This is a genomic window from Pseudomonas bohemica (assembly GCF_002934685.1).
Taxonomy (GTDB): Bacteria; Pseudomonadota; Gammaproteobacteria; order Pseudomonadales; family Pseudomonadaceae; genus Aquipseudomonas; species Aquipseudomonas bohemica.
In genome coordinates this window covers 58,806-78,270 of record NZ_NKHL01000115.1, presented here as the reverse complement: position 1 = coordinate 78,270, position 19,465 = coordinate 58,806, and the positions used below count along the sequence as shown (strand labels likewise).

19 protein-coding genes are annotated in these 19,465 nt (G+C 58.7%); 6 read left to right on the top strand and 13 right to left on the bottom strand.

The window, feature by feature from the left end; translation table 11 throughout:
* Positions 1–84: 84 nt before the first annotated feature.
* From CE491_RS20115 to glpK, 7 genes are all read right to left on the bottom strand, one after another.
* Positions 85–819 carry an amino acid ABC transporter ATP-binding protein gene (locus tag CE491_RS20115; protein ID WP_110950091.1) on the bottom strand — a complete coding sequence of 245 codons (735 nt, stop codon included), beginning with the start codon at positions 817–819 and terminating at the stop codon, positions 85–87.
* Positions 816–1,484: an amino acid ABC transporter permease gene (locus CE491_RS20110; protein WP_199885185.1), complete on the bottom strand. Its 669-nt coding sequence runs from the start codon at positions 1,482–1,484 to the stop codon at positions 816–818. Before CE491_RS20110 ends, CE491_RS20115 begins: the two co-directional genes overlap by 4 nt.
* On the bottom strand, positions 1,481–2,227 hold the full coding sequence (locus tag CE491_RS20105) for an amino acid ABC transporter permease (RefSeq protein ID WP_110950089.1): 747 nt from the start codon (positions 2,225–2,227) through the stop codon (positions 1,481–1,483). The genes CE491_RS20110 and CE491_RS20105 overlap by 4 nt, the downstream gene beginning before the upstream one ends.
* A 114-nt stretch (positions 2,228–2,341) precedes the next feature.
* Entirely contained in the window at positions 2,342–3,259 is a 918-nt protein-coding gene (locus CE491_RS20100) for a glutamate/aspartate ABC transporter substrate-binding protein (RefSeq protein WP_110950088.1), read from the bottom strand.
* A gap of 393 nt (positions 3,260–3,652) precedes the next feature.
* Positions 3,653–5,191 carry a glycerol-3-phosphate dehydrogenase gene (glpD, locus tag CE491_RS20095; protein ID WP_110950087.1) on the bottom strand — a complete coding sequence of 513 codons (1,539 nt, stop codon included), beginning with the start codon at positions 5,189–5,191 and terminating at the stop codon, positions 3,653–3,655.
* Positions 5,192–5,505: 314 nt separating this feature from the next.
* Positions 5,506–6,261, bottom strand: a complete 756-nt coding sequence (locus tag CE491_RS20090; protein ID WP_110950086.1) for a DeoR/GlpR family transcriptional regulator — start codon at positions 6,259–6,261, stop codon at positions 5,506–5,508.
* Positions 6,262–6,520: 259 nt separating this feature from the next.
* Complete coding sequence (gene glpK / locus CE491_RS20085; RefSeq protein WP_110950085.1) at positions 6,521–8,026, bottom strand: glycerol kinase GlpK; 1,506 nt, start codon at positions 8,024–8,026, stop codon at positions 6,521–6,523.
* A gap of 282 nt (positions 8,027–8,308) precedes the next feature.
* On the opposite strand from glpK, the gene ybaK reads away from it, so the two are divergent.
* Together ybaK and CE491_RS20075 are read left to right on the top strand one after the other, a co-directional pair.
* Entirely contained in the window at positions 8,309–8,779 is a 471-nt protein-coding gene (gene ybaK, locus CE491_RS20080) for a Cys-tRNA(Pro) deacylase (protein ID WP_110950084.1), read from the top strand.
* A gap of 113 nt (positions 8,780–8,892) precedes the next feature.
* The gene (locus CE491_RS20075; protein WP_110950083.1) at positions 8,893–9,681 is read left to right on the top strand and encodes a PhzF family phenazine biosynthesis protein; all 789 of its coding nucleotides are present in this window, start codon (positions 8,893–8,895) and stop codon (positions 9,679–9,681) included.
* A 98-nt stretch (positions 9,682–9,779) separates the two neighbouring features.
* On the opposite strand, the gene CE491_RS20070 is transcribed toward CE491_RS20075, so the two are convergent.
* Both CE491_RS20070 and argF read right to left on the bottom strand, forming a co-directional pair.
* Positions 9,780–10,841 (bottom strand): ABC transporter ATP-binding protein, encoded by a 1,062-nt coding sequence (locus CE491_RS20070; protein WP_110950082.1) that lies wholly within the window; start codon positions 10,839–10,841, stop codon positions 9,780–9,782.
* Positions 10,838–11,758, bottom strand: coding sequence for an ornithine carbamoyltransferase (gene argF, locus CE491_RS20065; protein ID WP_110950081.1), 921 nt, complete (start codon positions 11,756–11,758; stop codon positions 10,838–10,840). The genes CE491_RS20070 and argF overlap by 4 nt, the downstream gene beginning before the upstream one ends.
* A 451-nt stretch (positions 11,759–12,209) precedes the next feature.
* Between argF and CE491_RS20060 the strand changes: the two genes are divergently transcribed.
* The 3 genes from CE491_RS20060 (at position 12,210) to grxD (ending at position 15,216) form a co-directional block, all read left to right on the top strand.
* Positions 12,210–12,512, top strand: coding sequence for a hypothetical protein (locus tag CE491_RS20060; RefSeq protein ID WP_110950080.1), 303 nt, complete (start codon positions 12,210–12,212; stop codon positions 12,510–12,512).
* Positions 12,513–12,661: 149 nt separating this feature from the next.
* Positions 12,662–14,770 (top strand): molybdopterin oxidoreductase family protein, encoded by a 2,109-nt coding sequence (locus tag CE491_RS20055; RefSeq protein WP_110950079.1) that lies wholly within the window; start codon positions 12,662–12,664, stop codon positions 14,768–14,770.
* A 116-nt stretch (positions 14,771–14,886) separates the two neighbouring features.
* Complete coding sequence (gene grxD, locus CE491_RS20050) at positions 14,887–15,216, top strand: Grx4 family monothiol glutaredoxin (RefSeq protein ID WP_110950078.1); 330 nt, start codon at positions 14,887–14,889, stop codon at positions 15,214–15,216.
* A 155-nt stretch (positions 15,217–15,371) separates the two neighbouring features.
* Here the strand turns inward: grxD and bfr are convergent, their stop codons facing one another.
* The 4 genes from bfr to pyrC all read right to left on the bottom strand — a co-directional run bounded on the left by bfr (position 15,372) and on the right by pyrC (position 18,280).
* A complete protein-coding gene (gene bfr / locus CE491_RS20045) occupies positions 15,372–15,848 on the bottom strand; it encodes a bacterioferritin (protein WP_110950077.1) in 477 nt (158 codons plus the stop codon).
* 203 nt (positions 15,849–16,051) lie between these two features.
* Positions 16,052–16,270: a bacterioferritin-associated ferredoxin gene (locus CE491_RS20040; protein ID WP_110950076.1), complete on the bottom strand. Its 219-nt coding sequence runs from the start codon at positions 16,268–16,270 to the stop codon at positions 16,052–16,054.
* Between the two features lie 289 nt (positions 16,271–16,559).
* Positions 16,560–17,237 carry a ribonuclease T gene (rnt, locus tag CE491_RS20035; RefSeq protein WP_110950075.1) on the bottom strand — a complete coding sequence of 226 codons (678 nt, stop codon included), beginning with the start codon at positions 17,235–17,237 and terminating at the stop codon, positions 16,560–16,562.
* Complete coding sequence (pyrC, locus tag CE491_RS20030; RefSeq protein WP_110950074.1) at positions 17,234–18,280, bottom strand: dihydroorotase; 1,047 nt, start codon at positions 18,278–18,280, stop codon at positions 17,234–17,236. Before pyrC ends, rnt begins: the two co-directional genes overlap by 4 nt.
* A 146-nt stretch (positions 18,281–18,426) precedes the next feature.
* Between pyrC and CE491_RS20025 the strand changes: the two genes are divergently transcribed.
* Positions 18,427–19,407, top strand: a complete 981-nt coding sequence (locus tag CE491_RS20025; RefSeq protein ID WP_110950073.1) for a flagellar protein MotY — start codon at positions 18,427–18,429, stop codon at positions 19,405–19,407.
* Positions 19,408–19,465 lie beyond the last annotated feature (58 nt).

Genomic DNA, 19,465 nt, shown 5'->3' with positions numbered 1-19,465 from the left:
CGTCCTGGACCGACCAGCCGCTCGTGTCATTGATGTCGACACGAGTAGCCAGCGGTTTTGCGCCCTTGTGAGGCATTGAATCAGTTAGTGCTGCAGGATTTTGTTCAGGAAGTGCTGAGCACGCTCGGAACGGGCGCTGACGTCGCCGAAAAACTCTTCCTTGACGCAATCTTCAATGATTTGTCCCTTGTCCATGAAGATCACCCGATCAGCCACTTTGCGGGCAAAACCCATTTCGTGGGTTACGCACATCATCGTCATGCCTTCGTGGGCCAGTTGCACCATCACGTCGAGCACTTCGTTGACCATTTCAGGGTCCAGCGCCGAAGTCGGTTCGTCGAACAGCATCACCACCGGGTCCATCGCCAGGGCGCGGGCAATTGCCACACGCTGCTGCTGACCGCCGGACAGTTGGCCGGGATGCTTATGTGCATGGGCGGAAAGCCCGACGCGCTCCAGCAATTGCAGGCCTTTGTTGGTGGCCTCTTCCTTACTGCGGCCCAGCACCTTGATCTGCGCGATGGTGAGGTTCTCGGTGATGGTCAGGTGCGGAAACAGCTCGAAATGCTGGAACACCATTCCGACGCGCGAACGCAGTTTCGGCAGGTTGGTCTTGGGGTCGGCAATCGAAGTGCCATCGACCACGATGTCGCCTTTCTGGAATGGCTCCAGCGCGTTGACGCATTTGATCAGCGTCGATTTACCCGAGCCGGACGGCCCGCATACCACGATCACTTCGCCTTTCTTGACCTCGGTGCTGCAATCGGTCAGCACCTGGAAGTCCCCATACCACTTGTTGATATTTTTGATGGAAATCATACGGCTAACCTTTTTTGCATGAGCTTGACCAGGCGCGAGGCAGCGAAGCTGATCGTGAAGTACACCAGACCCGCCACGATCAGGAATTCATTGGAGCGGCCAATGATGTCGCCGCTGGAGCGGGCCGAGTTGAGGAAGTCGACCAGACCGACCGTGTAGACCAGCGAGGTGTCCTGGAACAGGATGATGCTCTGCTGCAGCAGCAGCGGGGTCATCTTGCGGAATGCCTGCGGCAGGATGATCAGACGCATCATCTGCCCGTAGGTCATGCCCAGCGCTTGCGCCGCACCCATCTGGCCACGGGAGATCGACTGCACACCGGCGCGGACGATTTCGCAGAAGTACGCTGCCTCGAACATCATGAAGGCCACGACGCAGGAGGTGAACGCGCCGACCGGTGTGTCTTGCCCGGTGATCCAGCGCAGCACGAACGGCACCGCCAGGTAGAACCAGGTGATCACCAGCAGCAGCGGGATCGAGCGGAAATAGTTAACGTAGGCACCGGCGATGCGCGACAGCCATTTGCTCGGCGACAGGCGCATTAATGCCAGCAGCGTACCGAGCACGATACCGCCGACGACGCCCATGACCATCAACTGCAAGGTCATGATCATGCCGTTCCACAGGCCGGGAATGGCCGGAATGACTCCAGAGAAGTCCATCATTTACCTCCCACGGAAATCAGGCCCGGGACCGCGACTTTCTTCTCGATCAGACGCATGAACAGCATCAGGCTCATGTTCAGGGTGAAATAAATCAGGGTAGCGAGGGTGAACGCTTCGAACAGGTTCGCGGAAAATTCGGCGGTCTGTTTGGTCTGCGCCAGCAACTCCATCAGGCCGATCAACGACGCCACCGACGAGTTCTTGAACACGTTGAGGAATTCGGAGGTGAGCGGCGGAATGATGATCCGGTAAGCCTGCGGCAGCAGCACGTTCCAGTAGATCTGCGGCAGTTTGAAACCCATGGCCCGCGCGGCGGATTCCTGGCCGCGAGGCAGCGCCTGGATACCGGTACGCACTTGTTCGCAAACCCGTGCGGCGGTGAAAAGACCCAGGCACACGACAACGCTCAGAAAGGCCGAGGTGGTCGGGTTCAGGTCTTGCTTGTACCACTCCTGCAAATTGTCGGGCAGCAGATCCGGCACCAGGAAGTACCAGATGAACAGCTGCACCAGCAGTGGCACATTACGGAAAGTTTCCACGTAGACCGTGGCGATTGTAGACACGATGCGATTGGGCACCGTACGCATCACCCCGAGCACCGAGCCCAGGATTAACGCGATGATCCAGGCGACGATGGAGATGCCGATGGTCCAGCCCAGACCGGAAATGTACCAGTCCAGATAGGTCTCGCTGCCAACGCCGGTGGACTTGAAGAACACGCTCCAGTCCCAGTTGTAATTCATCAGGGTCTCCCCTCTGATCGATCGTTATGCACGCACACACTTGGTAGCGGCTCCCGGAGAAGCAGGACTTCTCCGGGAATCAGGCTTTCACGCTTTAAGGTTGGAGCGAAGGACTCAGGCCTTCTTGTCCGGCGCCGGCTTGTCGGTAGGATTGGCGATCAGTGCCTTGAGCTCGTCGCTCATCGGGAACATCAGGTTCAGGCCTTTTGGAGGAATCGGCTGGGTGAACCATTTGTCGTAGATCTTGTTGATCTCGCCCGACTTGTAGAGGCCTACGATGGCGTCATCCACGGCCTTCTTGAACGCAGGGTCATCCTTGCGAACCATGCAGCCATAGATTTCGTAAGACTGAGGAGTACCCGTCACGGCCCAATCGGTAGGCTTCTTGGCCTTGGCCATTTCGCCTGCCAGCAGCGCATCGTCCATCATGAAGGCAACGGCCCGGCCCGATTCCAGCATCTGGAAGGACTCGCCGTGATCCTTGGCCGAGATGACATTCATGCCCATCTGCTTGTCGGCGTTCATGGCCTTGATGATGCGCTCGGACGTGGTGCCCGCAGTGGTCACGACGTTCTTGCCCTTGAGGTTATCGAAGTCTTTGTACTCGGAGTCTTTCTTGCTCAGCAGACGAGTGCCGATTTCGAAGATGCCGACCGAGAAGTCGACTTGCTGCGCGCGCTCGGCGTTATTGGTGGTCGAGCCACATTCGACGTCGACGGTGCCGTTCTGAACCAGAGGGATACGGGTCTGCGAGGTAACCAGATTGTACTTGACGTTCAGGTCCGGCTTGTTCAGGTCTTTCTTGATGGCTTCGACGATCGCCAGCTGGATGTCGTGGGAGTAGCCAACCGGTTTGCCGGAAGCGTCAGCAATGTAGGAGAACGGAATCGACGAGTCGCGGTGACCGAGGGTGATGGTGCCGGAATCGTTGATTTTCTTCAGGGTTCCGGTCAGCTCGGCGGCGGACACTGGGGTGCCGATCAAAACGGCTGCAGCAATGGCTGCGCCCAGAATGTGGGGAACGATACGCATCTTTTAATCCTCGACTTTGTTTTTTTTATGGGGCCGGTGTTGGGGTCGGCCCTATCGTTTCAGAACGCTACAACGGCGGCTCAATAAGGCGGCACGCTACATCGGAGCAATCGTGAATCAGTGTAGAGCATGAGTCATGCCAAGCGCGTGACAACGATTAACCAATTGAAACTAAACGGAATTTAGTCTTTGAATGGTACGGGGAGAGGATTCATGCGTCCGGGATGCCGAATCGGCAACGGAAGGGCGTTCGGAAAACCGAATGTAGGATGGGAAATCGAACTGATCATTGTAGGCGCGCGCTTGCCCGCGATTGCGGTTTGTCATGTTCGACCATATGACTGACATACCGCCATTGCGGGCAAGCGTGCTCCTTCAGCGTATTTCGGTGAATCAGGCCGCTTCTATCGCGCTTTTAATACGCGCCACCTTGTCAAGGTACGCCTGCACGTTTCGCTGTTCTTTAGCCGTGGTGAACAACCCCAACTTGGTGCGACGCCAGAGGATGTCGTCGGCCTTGGTCGCCCATTCCTCGCTGCACAGATAATCCACCTCACGGCTGTACAGCCCGCCACCCAGGTGTTCGCCCAGATCAGCCAGACCCTGTGCGCCCTCGACGATGCGCCAGCTGCGCGAACCGTAGGTGATCGCCCAACGTTTTGCCGTCTCGACCGGTAACCACGTGCAGCGTTGCTGCAACTCGGCGGCCAGGGCTGCTGGGGTGGTCATCTTCTCGCCCCCTGGCAAGCTCGCCTTGGCGGTCCAGCTCGGTTTCATCTGTGTAAAGAATGGAGCCAGTTGCTGCATCGCTGATTCAGCGAGCTTGCGGTAAGTAGTCAGCTTGCCGCCGAACACCGAAAGAATCGGCGCCTCGCCCGCACTGCCCGACAACGACAGGGTGTAGTCGCGAGTGATCGCCGACGGGTTATCCGATTCATCATTGCACAGCGGACGCACGCCAGAGTAAGTACGAATGATGTCGTCACGGCTGAGTTGCTTCTTGAAGTGTTCATTGACGATTTTCAGTAGGTAATCGGTTTCACCCTCAGTGATCGCAACCTCCGACGGATCGCCGGTGTACTCCCGGTCGGTGGTGCCGATGATGGTGAAGCGCTCCAGATACGGGATGGCGAAAACGATGCGCTGATCTTCGTTCTGCAGAATGAACGCATTCTCGCCCTCGTACAGTTTCGGCACGATCAGGTGGCTGCCCTGAATCAGGCGAATGCCATACTGCGACTCCAGCTTCAGGTCTTCGCGAATGAACTTGGCTACCCAAGGGCCAGCTGCGTTAACCAGCGCCTTGGCACGAAGGGAAAAAAGGGTGCCGTCGGCACGTTCCATGTTCAGATGCCACAGTTCGGCGCTGCGACGTGCGCTCAGGCAGCGGGTCTGGGTATGGATATGCGCGCCTTTTTCCCGAGCTGCCATGGCGTTGAGCACCACCAGACGCGCATCATCGACCCAACAGTCGGAGTATTCGAAACCACGGGCGATGTTCGCCTTCAACGGGCTGTTGGCACCGAAGCGCAGGCTTTTCGAAGCCGGCAGCTTTTCACGTTTGCCCAGGTGGTCATAGAGAAACAGGCCGGCACGGATCATCCAGGCCGGGCGCAGGTGCGGGCGATGGGGCAGCACGAAGCGCATGGGTTTGACGATGTGCGGCGCTTTTTCCAACAGCACTTCACGCTCGGCCAGCGCTTCGCGCACCAGGCGGAATTCGTAATGTTCGAGATAGCGCAGACCGCCGTGGATCAGCTTGCTGCTGGCTGACGAGGTGTGGCTGGCCAAGTCGTCTTTTTCGCAAAGGAACACCGAAAGACCGCGCCCCGAAGCATCCGCAGCGATCCCGACACCATTGATGCCCCCGCCGATGACGGCAATGTCGTAAACCTCGGAGAGGGGTGGGGTTGGCAAGGCGGAATGGGCCATCGGGGCCTCCTGTCAGGTATCTGAGTTCGCCTCCATTGTGAAAGGGTCCTAAAGGCGAATTCGAACATTTATGTTCATTTCCGAAAATAGTAACGCAATAACGCGCACCTCACCACTCGGTATTGATTGAAAATACTGATGGGAGGGAGAGGAAAGGAACAAAAACGAACATCGAGAGGAGGGGTAAAAGATGATTTATGCTCGTCGCTGAGCCTGTACGAGCGCGCTTGCCCGCGATTGCGTTCTGCCAGGCGACATTTCCTGAGCCGACACCCGCAATCGTGAGCAAGCGTGCTCTTACACCGGAAATGCGTTCAAACCACTTCCAACCGAATCTTGTTCTGCGTCAGTAACTGCGCCAGCGCAGGCACCGGTGCCTGATCGGTGACCAGGCAATCGATCAGGGTGATCGGGCCCAGGCGCACCATGGCGTTGCGACCGAATTTGCTGGAGTCCGCAGCCAGAATCACCTGCCGCGCATTGGCAATGATCGCTTGGGAAACACGCACTTCCTGATAATCGAAATCCAGCAGGCTGCCATCTTCATCGATGCCGCTGATCCCCACGAGTGCGAAGTCGACCTTGAACTGGGTGATGAAGTCCACGCTTGCCTGACCGACCACGCCGCCGTCACGGCGCACGTTGCCCCCGGCCAGCAGTACTTCGAAGTCATCCTTGCCGCTGAGGATCGAGGCCACATGCAGGTTGTTGGTGATGATTTTCAGATGGTTATGATTAAGCAGCGCGCGGGCGATGGATTCGGTGGTGGTGCCGATATTGATGAACAGTGAAGCATGATCGGGAATCTGCGCGGCAATCGCCTCGGCAATCCGCAGTTTTTCATCGCGCATCTGATCGGCACGCATGGCGTACGCGGTGTTCTCGATGCTGGAATCGTAGGCAGCGCCGCCGTGGTAGCGACGCAGCAGATTCATCTCTGCCAACTGGTTGATGTCGCGCCGGATGGTTTGCGGGGTCACGACGAACGATTGGGCCATTTCCTCGATGCTGACATAGCCGCGCTCACGGACCAGCTCGAGGATCTGCTGTTGACGGGGTGGCAGATTCATTTTTCTTCCTTCGGGCAAGAGCGCCCATGATGCCGCAGGCACCCATTACCTGTCAGCCGGAAAAAATAGCTGCCAATCGGGTAGCGATCAGAGTCAGCGCGCTCTTTCAGTACTGACACGCTGCATGATGTAGCACCCTCGCAACTGTGTGGGACATCAGCTTGCTCACGAAGACTGATTGTCAGACGACAAGGCAACCATGAAATGTCCAGGCCCCTTCGTGAGCAAGCTCACTCCTACAATTGATTAGCGTTCCCGGTTACTCCGCGTCTTCGTGCGGCTCCCAGTCCCGCGTGCGGTCGACCGCCTTGCGCCAGCCGGCGTAAAGCTTTTCCTTTTCTGCCTCATCGCATTGGGGTTCGAATTTGCGCTCGATCACGGCCTTGTCCTTGAGCTCATTCAGCCCGCTCCAGAAGCCGATCGCCAGACCTGCCAGATAGGCCGCACCCAACGCGGTGGTTTCGCGCATTTTCGGGCGTTCCACCTGAGTGCCGAGGATGTCCGCCTGAAACTGCATGAGGAAGTTGTTGGCCACCGCGCCGCCGTCCACACGCAGCGCCTTGAGCGGTTCGGCGGCGTCCTGCTGCATGGCGTCGAGCACGTCGCGGGTCTGGTAGGCGATCGACTCCAGCGCGGCGCGGATGATGTGGTCGACTTTCACGCCACGGGTCAGTCCGAACAGCGCGCCTCGGGCGTAAGGGTCCCAATAAGGCGCACCAAGACCGGTGAAGGCGGGGACCAAGTACACGCCGTTGCTGTTCTTCACCTTGGTGGCGAAATATTCGGTGTCCATGGAGTCGTTGACGATCTTCAGCTCGTCACGCAGCCACTGCACGGTCGATCCGCCGTTGAACACCGCGCCCTCCAGCGCATAGGCCACCTCGCCACGCGGGCCGCAGCCGATGGTGGTGAGCAGGCCATGATTGGATTTGACTGCCTTCTTGCCAGTGTTCATCAGCAGGAAACAGCCGGTGCCGTAGGTGTTCTTGGCCTGGCCGGGTTCCACGCACATCTGCCCGAACAGCGCCGATTGCTGATCGCCCGCAATACCGGCGATGGCGATGCCGCTTTTGCTGTGGCCGTAAACCTCGGACGAGGATTTCACCTCCGGCAGCATTTCCCGTGGCACGTCGAGCACGTCCAGCATCCGCTGGTCCCATTCGAGGGTATGGATGTTGAACATCATGGTGCGCGACGCGTTGGTGTAGTCGGTGACATGAACCTTGCCGCCGGTGAATTTCCAGATCAGCCAGCTATCGACCGTGCCAAACAGTAGTTCACCACGGCGCGCGCGTTCGCGGCTGCCTTCGACGTGATCGAGAATCCACTTCAGTTTGCTGCCGGAGAAATACGGGTCGATCACCAGCCCGGTGGTCTCCCGGATGTACTCCTCAAGGCCGTCGCGCTTGAGCTGCTGGCAGATTTCTGTACTGCGACGGCACTGCCAGACCACGGCGTTGTAGATCGGCCGACCGGTGTCCTTCTCCCAGACCACCGTGGTCTCACGCTGGTTGGTGATGCCGATGGCGGCGATCTGGTTGTGATGCAGGTTGGCCTGGGCCAGTACCTTGGTCATGCAGGCGGTCTGGGTGGCGAAGATCTCCATCGGGTCATGTTCGACCCAACCAGGCTGCGGATAATGCTGAACGAACTCGCTCTGAGCGCTACTCACCACGTTGGCATCTCGGTCGAAGATGATCGCGCGGGAGCTGGTCGTCCCTTGATCGAGGGCGATGATGTAGTTCTTGTTGTCGTTGTCGGTCATGTCGATTGCCTGGTGATAAAGCGGGTATCCGGACTGCCCTCAGTCTACGTGCGAAAACGCGTCAAATGCGCAGATGACATCACGGTTGAAGGCTGAATATTCGTATTCGAAAAAATATAGACGAAAACGAACATTGTCAAAGTCGAAAGTGAACGATGAGAGCATTTCAGCCCGCTGAATGATTTTAGTCTGCTCGGGTCCTGCGGCAGAGGCGTTTCGATGGTAGATGGCCTAAAGTAACGGCAGCTAACGAGAAAATAGCCTGGTCGTCTGGAGTGTTGCATGACCCCCGCATTGGATTTACTGAAAAAGGTTCGCGCCCAATACCGTGTCCACAGTTATGAACATGATCCCAAAGCCGCCTCCTACGGGCTGGAAGCTGCTGAGAAATTGAATCTGCAGCCCGCTCAAGTGTTCAAGACGTTGCTGGCGAGCACTGAAAAGGGTGAGTTGCTGGTGGCCGTGGTGCCGGTCGCGGGGTCTCTGGACCTCAAGGCGTTGGCGCAAGCGGCTGGTGCGAAGAAAGCGGAAATGGCCGACCCGGCGGCTGCGCAACGTGCGACCGGTTATTTGCTCGGCGGCATCAGCCCGTTGGGCCAGAAGAAAAGACTGCGAACTTTCATTGACCAGTCCGCTCAACCGTTCGCGACGATTTTTGTCAGCGCCGGTCGACGCGGACTGGAGGTCGAACTATCGGCCGCGGTACTTGCGCAACATACCAGCGGGACTTTTGCGCAGATTGGCCGTGAATGATCTGGATACATCGTCATAAATGCCTGAGCCGTTCATGCAGCGAATACGTGCAGCCGCTATCGATTTCAGCCAGGTAGGGCGCTGCCGAACAATAACGATTGGGGACGCCTTCCATGCAGCTTGAATTTCATCAGGTCGACGCTTTCAGTGAGCGACCGTTCGCAGGTAATCCGGCGATGGTCTATCGCCTTAATGCCTGGCTGTCGGATGAGCTGATGCAGCGTATCGCGACGGAACACAATCTCTCTGAAACCGCTTTTGTCGTGCGCGAAGCGCAGGGCTGGCATATCCGCTGGTTCACCCCCAGCAGTGAGGTGCCGCTGTGTGGGCACGCTACCCTGGCGAGTGCGTTTGTGTTGTTTGAAAAGTACGGCGAGACGTCCGACGTCCTTGAGTTCTTCAGTAAATCGGGTGCATTGAGCGTCACGCGAGAAAATGGTCGGCTGCTGCTGGATTTCCCCGCCATGCCACCCAGTGAGGTGGGGGTGACGGTTGATATCGAACGCGCATTGAATACTGAAGTGGTCGACGTATTGGGTTCAGCGGAGCTGCTGGTGGTGCTGGAATCCGAACAGGCGGTGCGTGACTGCAAACCCGATTTCGCCGCCATTGCCCGCTTGCCCTGGCCTGGCGTGATCGTGACCGCCAAGGGCGATGGTGAACGCTATGATTTCGTCTCGCGCTATTTCGCCCCGGCGATCGGCATTCCTGAAGACCCAGTGACCGGCTCGACCCATTGCTGCCTGATTCCCTATTGGTCTGCGCGGTTGAACAAGTTCAGCCTTACGGCGCATCAGAGCTCGGCCCGCGGCGGGGAGCTGTTCTGTCGCTTGGAGGGGGATCGGGTGAAGATCGGCGGCTATGCGACGTTGGTGGCGAGCGGGATGTTGACGCTGGGCTGAGCCGCATATTTACCAGCCACCTTGTGACGTCGCCGGGCACTCATCCCTGTGGGATTGCATTTGAACCGAGCTGGCAGGTACGAGGTGACAGGTAGTTGTCAGGCTGCGGTATCGATCTGCGAAGGAAACACCACCAGCCGCTCTGTCGCCACACGAATCCCTACTTCGTCTCCAGCGCGCAGGTCGGCGTGGCTGGGAAACGACGCTTCCAACTGCACGCCGCTCGGCAACCGCAGGCGATAAAGTGTCGTAGCGCCCTGGAACGTCTTGCTCGTGACGTTGGCTTTCAGCGGGCTGTCCGGCGCATAGGCGATATCGTCGGGCCGCAACAGTACATTCACCAAAGTCTCGGCAATGCCTGCGTCATAGCGACTGACCCGCAACATACCCAGCTCTGTCTGCACCGATTCGCCATCGATCAAATGCCCATGAATGAAATAGCCCTGACCGACGAAACTGGCGACGTAAGGTGTGGCGGGTTGGTGATACAGGTTGTAGGGCGTATCCCACTGCTCCAGGCGACCTTCCTTGAACACACCCACGTGATCGCTGACCGCGAAGGCTTCTTCCTGATCGTGGGTCACCAGAATGGCGCTGGTGCCACGGGCCTTGAGAATGTCGCGCACTTCATGGCTCAAGCGCCGACGCAATTCGCCATCGAGGTTGGAAAAAGGCTCGTCCAGCAGCAGCAATTGCGGCTCTGGTGCCAATGCCCGAGCCAGCGCCACGCGCTGCTGCTGTCCGCCGGAAAGCTCATGGGGATGACGTTTGCCCAGTGCACCCAGGTTGACCAGTTCAAGCATCTCTTCGACCACCTGCGTCAGGCGCGGATGATTGCGGATACCGAAAGCGATGTTGTCGGCCACTGTCAGGTGCGGGAACAGCGCGTAATCCTGAAACACCATGCCGATCCGGCGTTTCTCCGGCGCAAGGGTAAAACCTGGTCGGGAAATGACTTCACCCGCCAGCACGATCTCGCCTTCATGCACCGGCTCGAAACCGGCGATGGCACGTAGCGTCGTGGTTTTGCCGCAGCCTGAAGAGCCGAGCAGGCAGCCGATATCTCCAGCGTTCAGATGCAGATTCAGGCTCTGCACCACGCGTTGATCCTGATAACCGCAGGCCAGGCCCTGCAGTTTCAGCAGCGTCGACTCATTCATGCGGGCTGATAGGCTGGCGCGACGAGGAATTCCAGTAGGGCCTTCTGCGCATGCAGGCGGTTTTCCGCTTGATCCCAGGCGACTGAACGTTGGTCGTCGAGCAGGTCTTCGCTGATCTCTTCGCCACGGTGCGCCGGCAGGCAGTGCATGAACAATACGTCGTCGGCGGCCAGGTCGAGCAGTTCGCGGGTGACCTGGAACGGCTTGAACAGCGCGATGCGCTTGGCCGCTTCTTCTTCCTGGCCCATGGAGGTCCAGACGTCAGTGCTGATCAAGTGTGCACCCTTGACGGCCTCACGCGGATCACGAGTCAGCGTCACGCGATCGCCGGCCAACGCGAGGAAATCCGGGCTGGGTTCATAGCCTTGCGGGCAGGCGACGCGCAGTTGGAAGTCGAACTGAATGGCTGCTTCTATATAGCTGTTGCACATGTTATTGCCGTCGCCGATCCAGGCCACGGTCTTGCCCTTGATCGAGCCACGGTGCTCGAGGAAGGTCTGCATGTCCGCCAGCAGCTGGCATGGGTGCAGATCGTCGGACAAGCCGTTGATAACAGGCACGCGAGAGTGGGCGGCAAATTCGGTGAGGTTACTGTGAGCAAAGGTGCGGATCATGACCGCATCGACCATGCGCGACATCACGCGCGCGCCGTCGGCAATCGGCTCGCCGCGGCCCAATTGGGTGTCTCGAGGCGAGAGAAAAATGGCTTGGCCGCCGAGCTGAATCATTCCGGCTTCGAACGAAACTCGGGTCCGAGTCGAAGATTTCTCGAAGATCATGGCCAGCACCCGACCTCTCAGCGGCTCGAACAGCACGCCGCGATTTCGCAGGTCCTTCAGCTCAATGCCTCGGCGGATTACGCCGCCCAGTTCATCTGGCGTGTAATCCATCATCGAGAGAAAGTGCCTTGCGCTCATCATTAACTACCTTGTCTGCAACAGACCGCAGATCCTCAAAGCCGGGTTTTATCGGGAAAACGGGCGAGACCTGCGGCAAAAGCCGCACGGGGCGACGAATAGGGAAGGCGCGAGGGTATAAGAAAATGTCGCCTCGTGCCAAGGCCCGGCGTGTTTGAAAATGCCCGTCGGACGTCCGGTAGCCTCAAAGTGACGCGTTTGAGACGCTTTTCATGTAACGAAGTGCTACAGTTCCGTACACATCGCAGGCAATTAGCCATCCCTGCGCGGTCAGACGGGCGAAGGTTGTACACCGCCTTGTCGGGCCCAGGCAATTACTGCCGAATCTGCAACAGTTTCAAAATGCTGCCAAGCCTTATGCGACATGCTTCACGCCTCGGAAACCGTGCCGTTTCCTAAACCAGTGGCGTGGGTTATAAAGGCCGCTTATGTCCTCCAGAAGGGGTGGGGAATGGATTCAAAAGAGAAACAACTGACGGAACTGCTCGGGCTCACGGCTCGTACCCTCACGCACCTCACAGCTTCCATGACATCGATGTCGTTCGAGCTGATGCGCAGTGAAGATGAAGTGACGCGCTCGGCAGGCCGTCGCATGATCGACCGCATGGCCACCATCAGTGCCGGTCTGGACGATCACTGGCGTCTGATCGGTGAGCTGACGGGCGTGCAGGTTTCCCAGGAGCAGGTCGAGACCGTGCATGAGATCCAGCTGCAGCACAAGGTCGTCACACCCATTGGTGGCTCGGCCTCCTGATTACCCTTCTTCAGTGTTCGGGTGAGCTATCGGCTCACCTGATGCTGTCCGATTCACGGCACTGACGTTTCTGGCGAAGTGCTGCGACAGGCTCCATAGTTTTGTTTCCGCGATCACGCCGATCGCCATACAAAAACATGAGACTGGCGATGACCAAGACTCTCCACCACCGCGCCTGTCATCTGTGCGAGGCCATCTGCGGCCTGACCATCGAAACCACCCTCGAAGACGATGCCTCGGTGCGCATCAGCTCGATCAAGGGTGATGCACAAGACACGTTCAGCCGCGGGCATATCTGCCCCAAGGCGGTGGCCTTGCAGGACATCCAGAATGATCCCGACCGCCTACGCCAGCCCATGCGGCGGGTGGGCACGCAATGGCAGCCCATCGAATGGCAGGAGGCGTTCGACGTGGTGGCGGAGCGTCTGCTGGGCATTCAGCAGCGTCACGGGCAGAACGCGGTCGCGGTCTATCAGGGCAACCCGAGCGTGCACAACTACGGGCTCATGACCCACAGTAATTACTTCCTTGGCCTGCTCAAGACCCGCAATCGGTTCTCGGCGACGTCGGTGGATCAACTGCCTCATCACCTCACCAGCTATCTGATGTATGGCCACGGCTTGTTGTTGCCGATTGCCGACATCGACCATACCGACTTCATGCTGATCCTTGGCGGCAACCCGCTGGCGTCCAACGGCAGCATCATGACCGTGCCGGATGTGGAAAAGCGGCTGAAGGCGATCCAGGCTCGGGGCGGCAAGGTCGTGGTGGTCGATCCGCGACGCAGCGAAACGGCGGCCATCGCCAATCAGCACGTGTTCATCCGACCCGGTGGCGATGCTGCATTGCTCTTTGGCCTGTTGCACACCCTGTTCGCCGAGGGCCTGACCCGCGACAGTCACTTGCCGGTCGACGGCCTCGAAGAGGTTCGCGCCGCGGTCGCCCACATGAATGCAGAAGCGATGAGCTTGCGTTGTGGCGTGCCCGCCGAGCAGATTCGGCAGCTGGCGCGGGATTTCGCCAGCGCCGAAAGTGCGGTTTGTTATGGGCGCATGGGCATCTCCACGCAAACCTTTGGCACCTTGTGCCATTGGCTGGTGCAGTTGATCAATCTGGTCACCGGCAATCTTGACCGTGTGGGTGGCGCGCTGTGTACAGAGCCGGCGCTGGATCTGGTGGCATCGACTTCCGGCGGTGGATTCAATCGTTGGCAAAGCCGCGTTTCCGGCCTGCCGGAGTACGGCGGCGAATTGCCGGTCTCAGCACTGGCCGAAGAGATGCTCAGCGAAGGGGAAGGGCAGGTCAGGGCGTTGATCACCGTCGCGGGCAATCCGGTGCTCTCGACCCCCAACGGACGCAAGCTGGATGAGGCGCTCGACGGGCTGGAGTTCATGGTCAGCATCGATCTGTACATCAACGAAACCACGCGCCACGCCGACCTGATCCTGCCGTCGACCTCTGCGCTGGAAAACGATCATTACGACACCACCTTCAACATGTTCGCGGTGCGCAACGTTACGCGTTTCAACCGCGCGATCCTCGCCAAGCCCGAGGGCGCTTTGCATGACTGGGAGATCTTCGTCGGCCTGGCCAAGGCGTTTGCCCTGAAAGCCGAGCGGGAACTCAAACCGACCATCGCCCCGGCGCAGATGATCGATCGCGGACTGCGCGCCGGCCTGTATGGCGATGCGTCGGACTTCAAGTTGTCGCTGGAAACGCTGTACGACCATCCCCATGGGCTGGATCTGGGCCCTTTGAAGCCCAACCTGGCATCACGGCTGAGAACTGCCAATCAGCGTGTGCAGGCTGCGCCGGAGGTGATCCTCGCCGATTTGGTGCGTTTCGCTATGGCTGTGCTGCCGCAAGCCGATGAGCTTGTGCTGATCGGACGACGTCATGTGCGCAGCAACAACTCGTGGATGCATAACTACCATCGGCTGGTGAAGGGCAAGCCGCGGCATCAGCTGCTGATGCACCCGGACGACCTTGCGAGCCGCGGCTTGAGCGACGGCCAGCGGGTTCGCGTGAGTTCTCGGGTGGGGATGATCGAGGTGGAAGTGATGGGCAGCAGCGACATGATGCGCGGTGTTGTCAGCCTGCCCCATGGCTGGGGGCATGGCCGACCGGGCGTGCAGATGGACATTGCCCGCGATCAACCGGGGGAGAGCGCCAATGACTTGACCGACGAACGGCAGATGGATGCAGTGTCCGGCAACGCCGCGCTGAACGGGGTGCCGGTGACTGTCGCAGCGGCATGACGCTCATCATATTTATCGGATCGACCAAAGCCAAGTCCGAGCGTTACGCTAGGGAATCGGTTAGAATGCGCCACCGTGTCGACTCATACAGTCGTAAAGTTAAGCCGAGGTGCTCCATGGATATCATCGAAACGATCAAAGACCAGATTGCCAAAAACACCGTTCTGCTTTACATGAAAGGCGCTCCCAATGCCCCGCAGTGCGGCTTCTCGGCCAAGGCGTCGCAGGCATTGATGGCGTGTGGCGAGAAGTTCGCGTACGTCGATATTCTGCAGAACCCGGAAATCCGTGCAAACCTGCCCAAGTACGCAAACTGGCCGACCTTCCCGCAGTTGTGGGTAGATGGTGAGCTGGTGGGTGGTAGCGACATCATTGCCGAGATGCATGCAGCCGGTGAGTTGCAGCCTTTGATCAAGGCAGCTGTTGAGAAAAACGCAACTGCCTGATTTGGGTGGTTCACGAAAAAGCCCCGGTCTTTTGCAGACTCGGGGTTTTTTTATGGGCATGGGGTTTAGCCTACAGCCCACCAGTGATTTACCGCGCACAAAAAAGCCCCACCTGACTCGACGCCAGGCGGGGCTTTTTGGGGAAGAGGCTGAAGTCAGTCTTCTTCACCCATCTGCGATTGCAGGTAGTTCTCGATGCCGACCTTGTCGATCAGGCCCAGCTGAGTTTCCAGCCAGTCGATGTGTTCTTCTTCGGACTCAAGGATATCTTCCAGCAGCTCGCGGCTACCGAAGTCGCCAACGGTTTCGCAATGCGCGATCGCCGCTTTCAGATCCGCATGGCCTTTGCGCTCGATCTTCAGGTCGCAGTCGAGCATTTCTCGGGTGTGTTCACCGATCAGGATCTTGCCCAGGTCCTGCAGGTTTGGCAGGCCTTCCAGAAACAGGATGCGCTTGATCAATTTGTCAGCGTGTTTCATCTCGTCAATGGATTCGTGGTACTCGTGTTTGCCCAGCTTGTTCAGACCCCAGTCCTCATACATGCGCGCATGCAGAAAGTACTGGTTGATCGCGACCAGCTCGTTTCCGAGGATCTTGTTGAGATGCTGGATGACTGTAATGTCGCCTTTCATGATCGAGGTCCTGTAGAAGGTGTTCGTATATATAGGCCGCAAGTCTGAGCTTCGAATAAACAGCTGTCAAACCTAAGTTATTGAATAATAAGTGAAATTAAATAGGAATAAGAATGTTTGTGTTCCGCATCTTATCGCTAAGCGCTTGAATTACGGACATAAAAAAACCGAACACTAAGTCCGGTTCCTTGAAATTCGATGAATCAGGCGGCTGAAAATTCTGCCGGGTAGGCGAGGGCGGCTTGAGAAGTTTGCAGTTCAGTCAGGGTTTCACGCACCACTTCCTTTGCCAGGCAGGCGCATTTGCCACATTTGCTGGCGACACCCAAGGTCTCGCGCACTTCACGATAGCTGCAGCATCCTTCCATGATTGCTTCGCGGATCTGTCCGTCGGTAACACCTTTGCATAGGCAGACATACATAAAAAGGACCGTCGCTGAGTTATTTTCTCAATGTGCGAGGGATACTAATGTTAATGAGAATGCTTGTCAAAACTACTTCCTGAACCTGAGCTCAAGCCCGATGAGTGGTCAAAATCCAGTGGCGATGTGGAGGTGCGTGATGGCTGCTGGAGCAGTCAGTATTACTGGCGGTGACGTTTTTGGGGCGCTGCTGCTGGCAAGTCGGACCGCTACAGATCATGTGGCACTTGAAGCGATTGAATGAAAAAACCGGCCATAAAGACCGGTTTCCGTCAGCGTCTCACCGACCTTAATCGTCGAAGTCGTGCCAGCCGCCCATTTCTTTCCAGCGATTGACAATGCCGCAGAACAGCTCGGCGGTCTTCTCGGTGTCGTAGCGAGCGGAGTGGGCTTCGCGACCATCGAAGTCGATGTCCGCCGACTGGCATGCCTTGGCCAGCACGGTCTGACCATAAGCCAGGCCAGCAAGGGTAGCGGTGTCGAAGCTGGAGAACGGATGAAACGGGTTACGCTTCATGTCCAGCCGCGCCACGGCAGCATTGAGGAAGCCCAGGTCGAAACTGGCGTTGTGTCCGACCAGAATCGCCCGTTTGCAGCCATTGGCCTTCAGCGCCTTGCGCACACCGCGAAAGATGTCGTTCAGCGCCGTCTCTTCGCTCACCGCCATGCGCAGCGGGTGATCGAGTTTGATGCCGGTGAACTCCAGTGCAGCCGCTTCGATGTTGGCACCCTCGAACGGCTCGACGCGGAAGAAGTAGGTGTGCTCAGCGAACACGAAGCCTTTCTCATCCATGCCGATGGTGGTCGCTGCAATTTCCAGCAACGCATCGGTGGCTGAGTTGAAACCTCCGGTTTCTACGTCGACAACGACCGGGAGGTAGCCGCGAAAGCGTGCCGCCATCGGATGCCTGGAGCCTGTACCGCCGCCAGAGCTTTCCTGCTCGTCGTCGTAATGGTCTTCGCTCACGCGTGTTCCTCCAGCAGGCGCCAGCGCAGTTTCTCACCGGCGCGCAGCGGGATTACGGACAGCTCGCCGAATGGCAGGCTGACGGGGGCGGTCCATTCTTCACGAACCAGGGTAATGGTCTCGGTGTTGGCTGGCAGGCCGTAGAACGCAGGGCCATTGAGGCTGGCGAAACCTTCCAGCTTGTCCAGTGCATTGCGCTGTTCGAACGCTTCGGCGTACAGCTCGATCGCCGCAAAGGCGGTGTAGCAGCCGGCGCAACCGCATGCCGCTTCTTTGGCGTGCTGCGCATGAGGCGCCGAATCGGTGCCCAGGAAGAACTTGCGGCTGCCGCTGGTGGCGGCGTCCAGCAAGGCAACCTGATGGGTGTTGCGCTTGAGGATCGGCAGGCAATAGAAGTGCGGACGGATACCGCCAACCAGCATGTGGTTGCGGTTGTAGAGCAGGTGATGCGCGGTGATGGTCGCGCCAACGTTGGCCGAAGCCTCGTCGACGAACTGCACGGCATCGGCCGTGGTGATGTGTTCGAACACCACCTTGAGCGTCGGGAAACGCTCGACCACGCGGCGCATGTGCTCATCGATGAAGATTTTTTCGCGGTCGAACACGTCGATGTCGCCGCGCGTCACTTCGCCGTGGATCAACAGCGGCATACCGACTTCGGCCATCGCTTCGAGCACCGGGAAGATCTTGTCGATGCTGGTCACGCCGGAGTCGGAATTGGTGGTGGCGCCAGCCGGGTACAGCTTGGCGGCATGCACGAAGCCACTAGCCTGGGCGGTGCGGATGTCTTTGGGCTGGGTCACGTCAGTGAGGTAAAGCACCATCAACGGCTCGAAGCGGCTGCCTTGCGGGCGAGCGGCGAGGATGCGCTGACGATAGGCATCGGCTTGCTCCGCGTTGCGTACCGGCGGCACGAGGTTCGGCATGATGATGGCGCGGCCAAAGGTGCGCGCGACGTCAGCGACGGTATGGGGCAAAACATCGCCATCACGAAGATGGATATGCCAGTCGTCGGGGCGCAGGAGGGTCAGGCGGTCGGACATTGGGGATTCCAGGCGGGCAAACTCGCTGGGAATGCTACCGGAAAAGACTCCTCCAGGCACTCGCTATCAAGTTTTGTGGGAAGTAACCGATAGACACGTGTAAGCGATAAATTTGTTACGCGGTGAATTTTTTTGTGGAGCCTCCCGTGCGCCAGCGATATCTAGCCCTGCTCAGCGTGTTTGCCAGCCTGCCGGCCGTGGCTCTCACATTCCAGACGCGTCTGGAAAATATCGAGTGGAAGGTAGAAGGCGATCAGTTCGAATGCCGTCTGAGCCAGCCGGTCACCGATTTCGGTGCCGGTGAGTTCGTGCGTCGCGCGGGTGAGCAGGCCACTTTCCGCCTGAAGGCCAATGGCTACAGCCTGGCCTCGGGTTCGGCGACCTTGTTGGCGGCCGCAGCGCCGTGGCAGCCAGGCCGGGGCGATCTCAACCTGGGTGCGGTGAAAGTCGGCAATGGCGAAATCCCCTTCAATACCAACCAGGCGCAGGCTGGGCGGCTGATCGCCGGATTGATGGAAGGCCGCAGTCCGGTCATTCGGCACGCCTTGCGCGATGGTGGCGGGGCGATGGAGGTCCGCTTGCTGCCGGTCAAATTCACCAAGGCCTACGGCGACTTTCAGCAGTGCACCGCAAAACTGCTACCCATGAACTTCGAGCAGGTCCGTCAGGCCGAGATCGGTTTTCCCGGCGGCGGTATCGATCTGGACGCTCCGGCCAGGCGTCGGCTCGATACGGTGCTGGCTTATATGAAGGCTGATCCGAGCGTCAATCGGGTCGAACTGGACGGGCATTCCGACAACAGCGGCAACCGCCTGACCAATCGTGACCTGTCGCGCCGCCGTGCACTCGCGGTCATGGACTACCTCAAGGCTCAGGGCGTCCCGGAAGAGCAGATAACCGTGCGCTTCCATGGCGAGCAGTATCCGCTGGTGCCCAATACCAATAACGCTAATCGCGCGCGCAACCGTCGGGTGAACATCCATCTGGACCGCGTCGCCGGGCAGACGCCTGTCCCGGCACCAACACCTGCGCCTGCTCCAGCGCCTGCCCCGACTCCGGTTCCAGCGCCGGCCACAGCGCCGGTGCCCACAGCGCCTGCCGGAGCAACGGCGCCAAAGGCCTCCTGAGCGCCATCGACTGGTCGTGTGCTCGACAGATTCTGTCGCTTCGTCGTCAGAAGCTGTC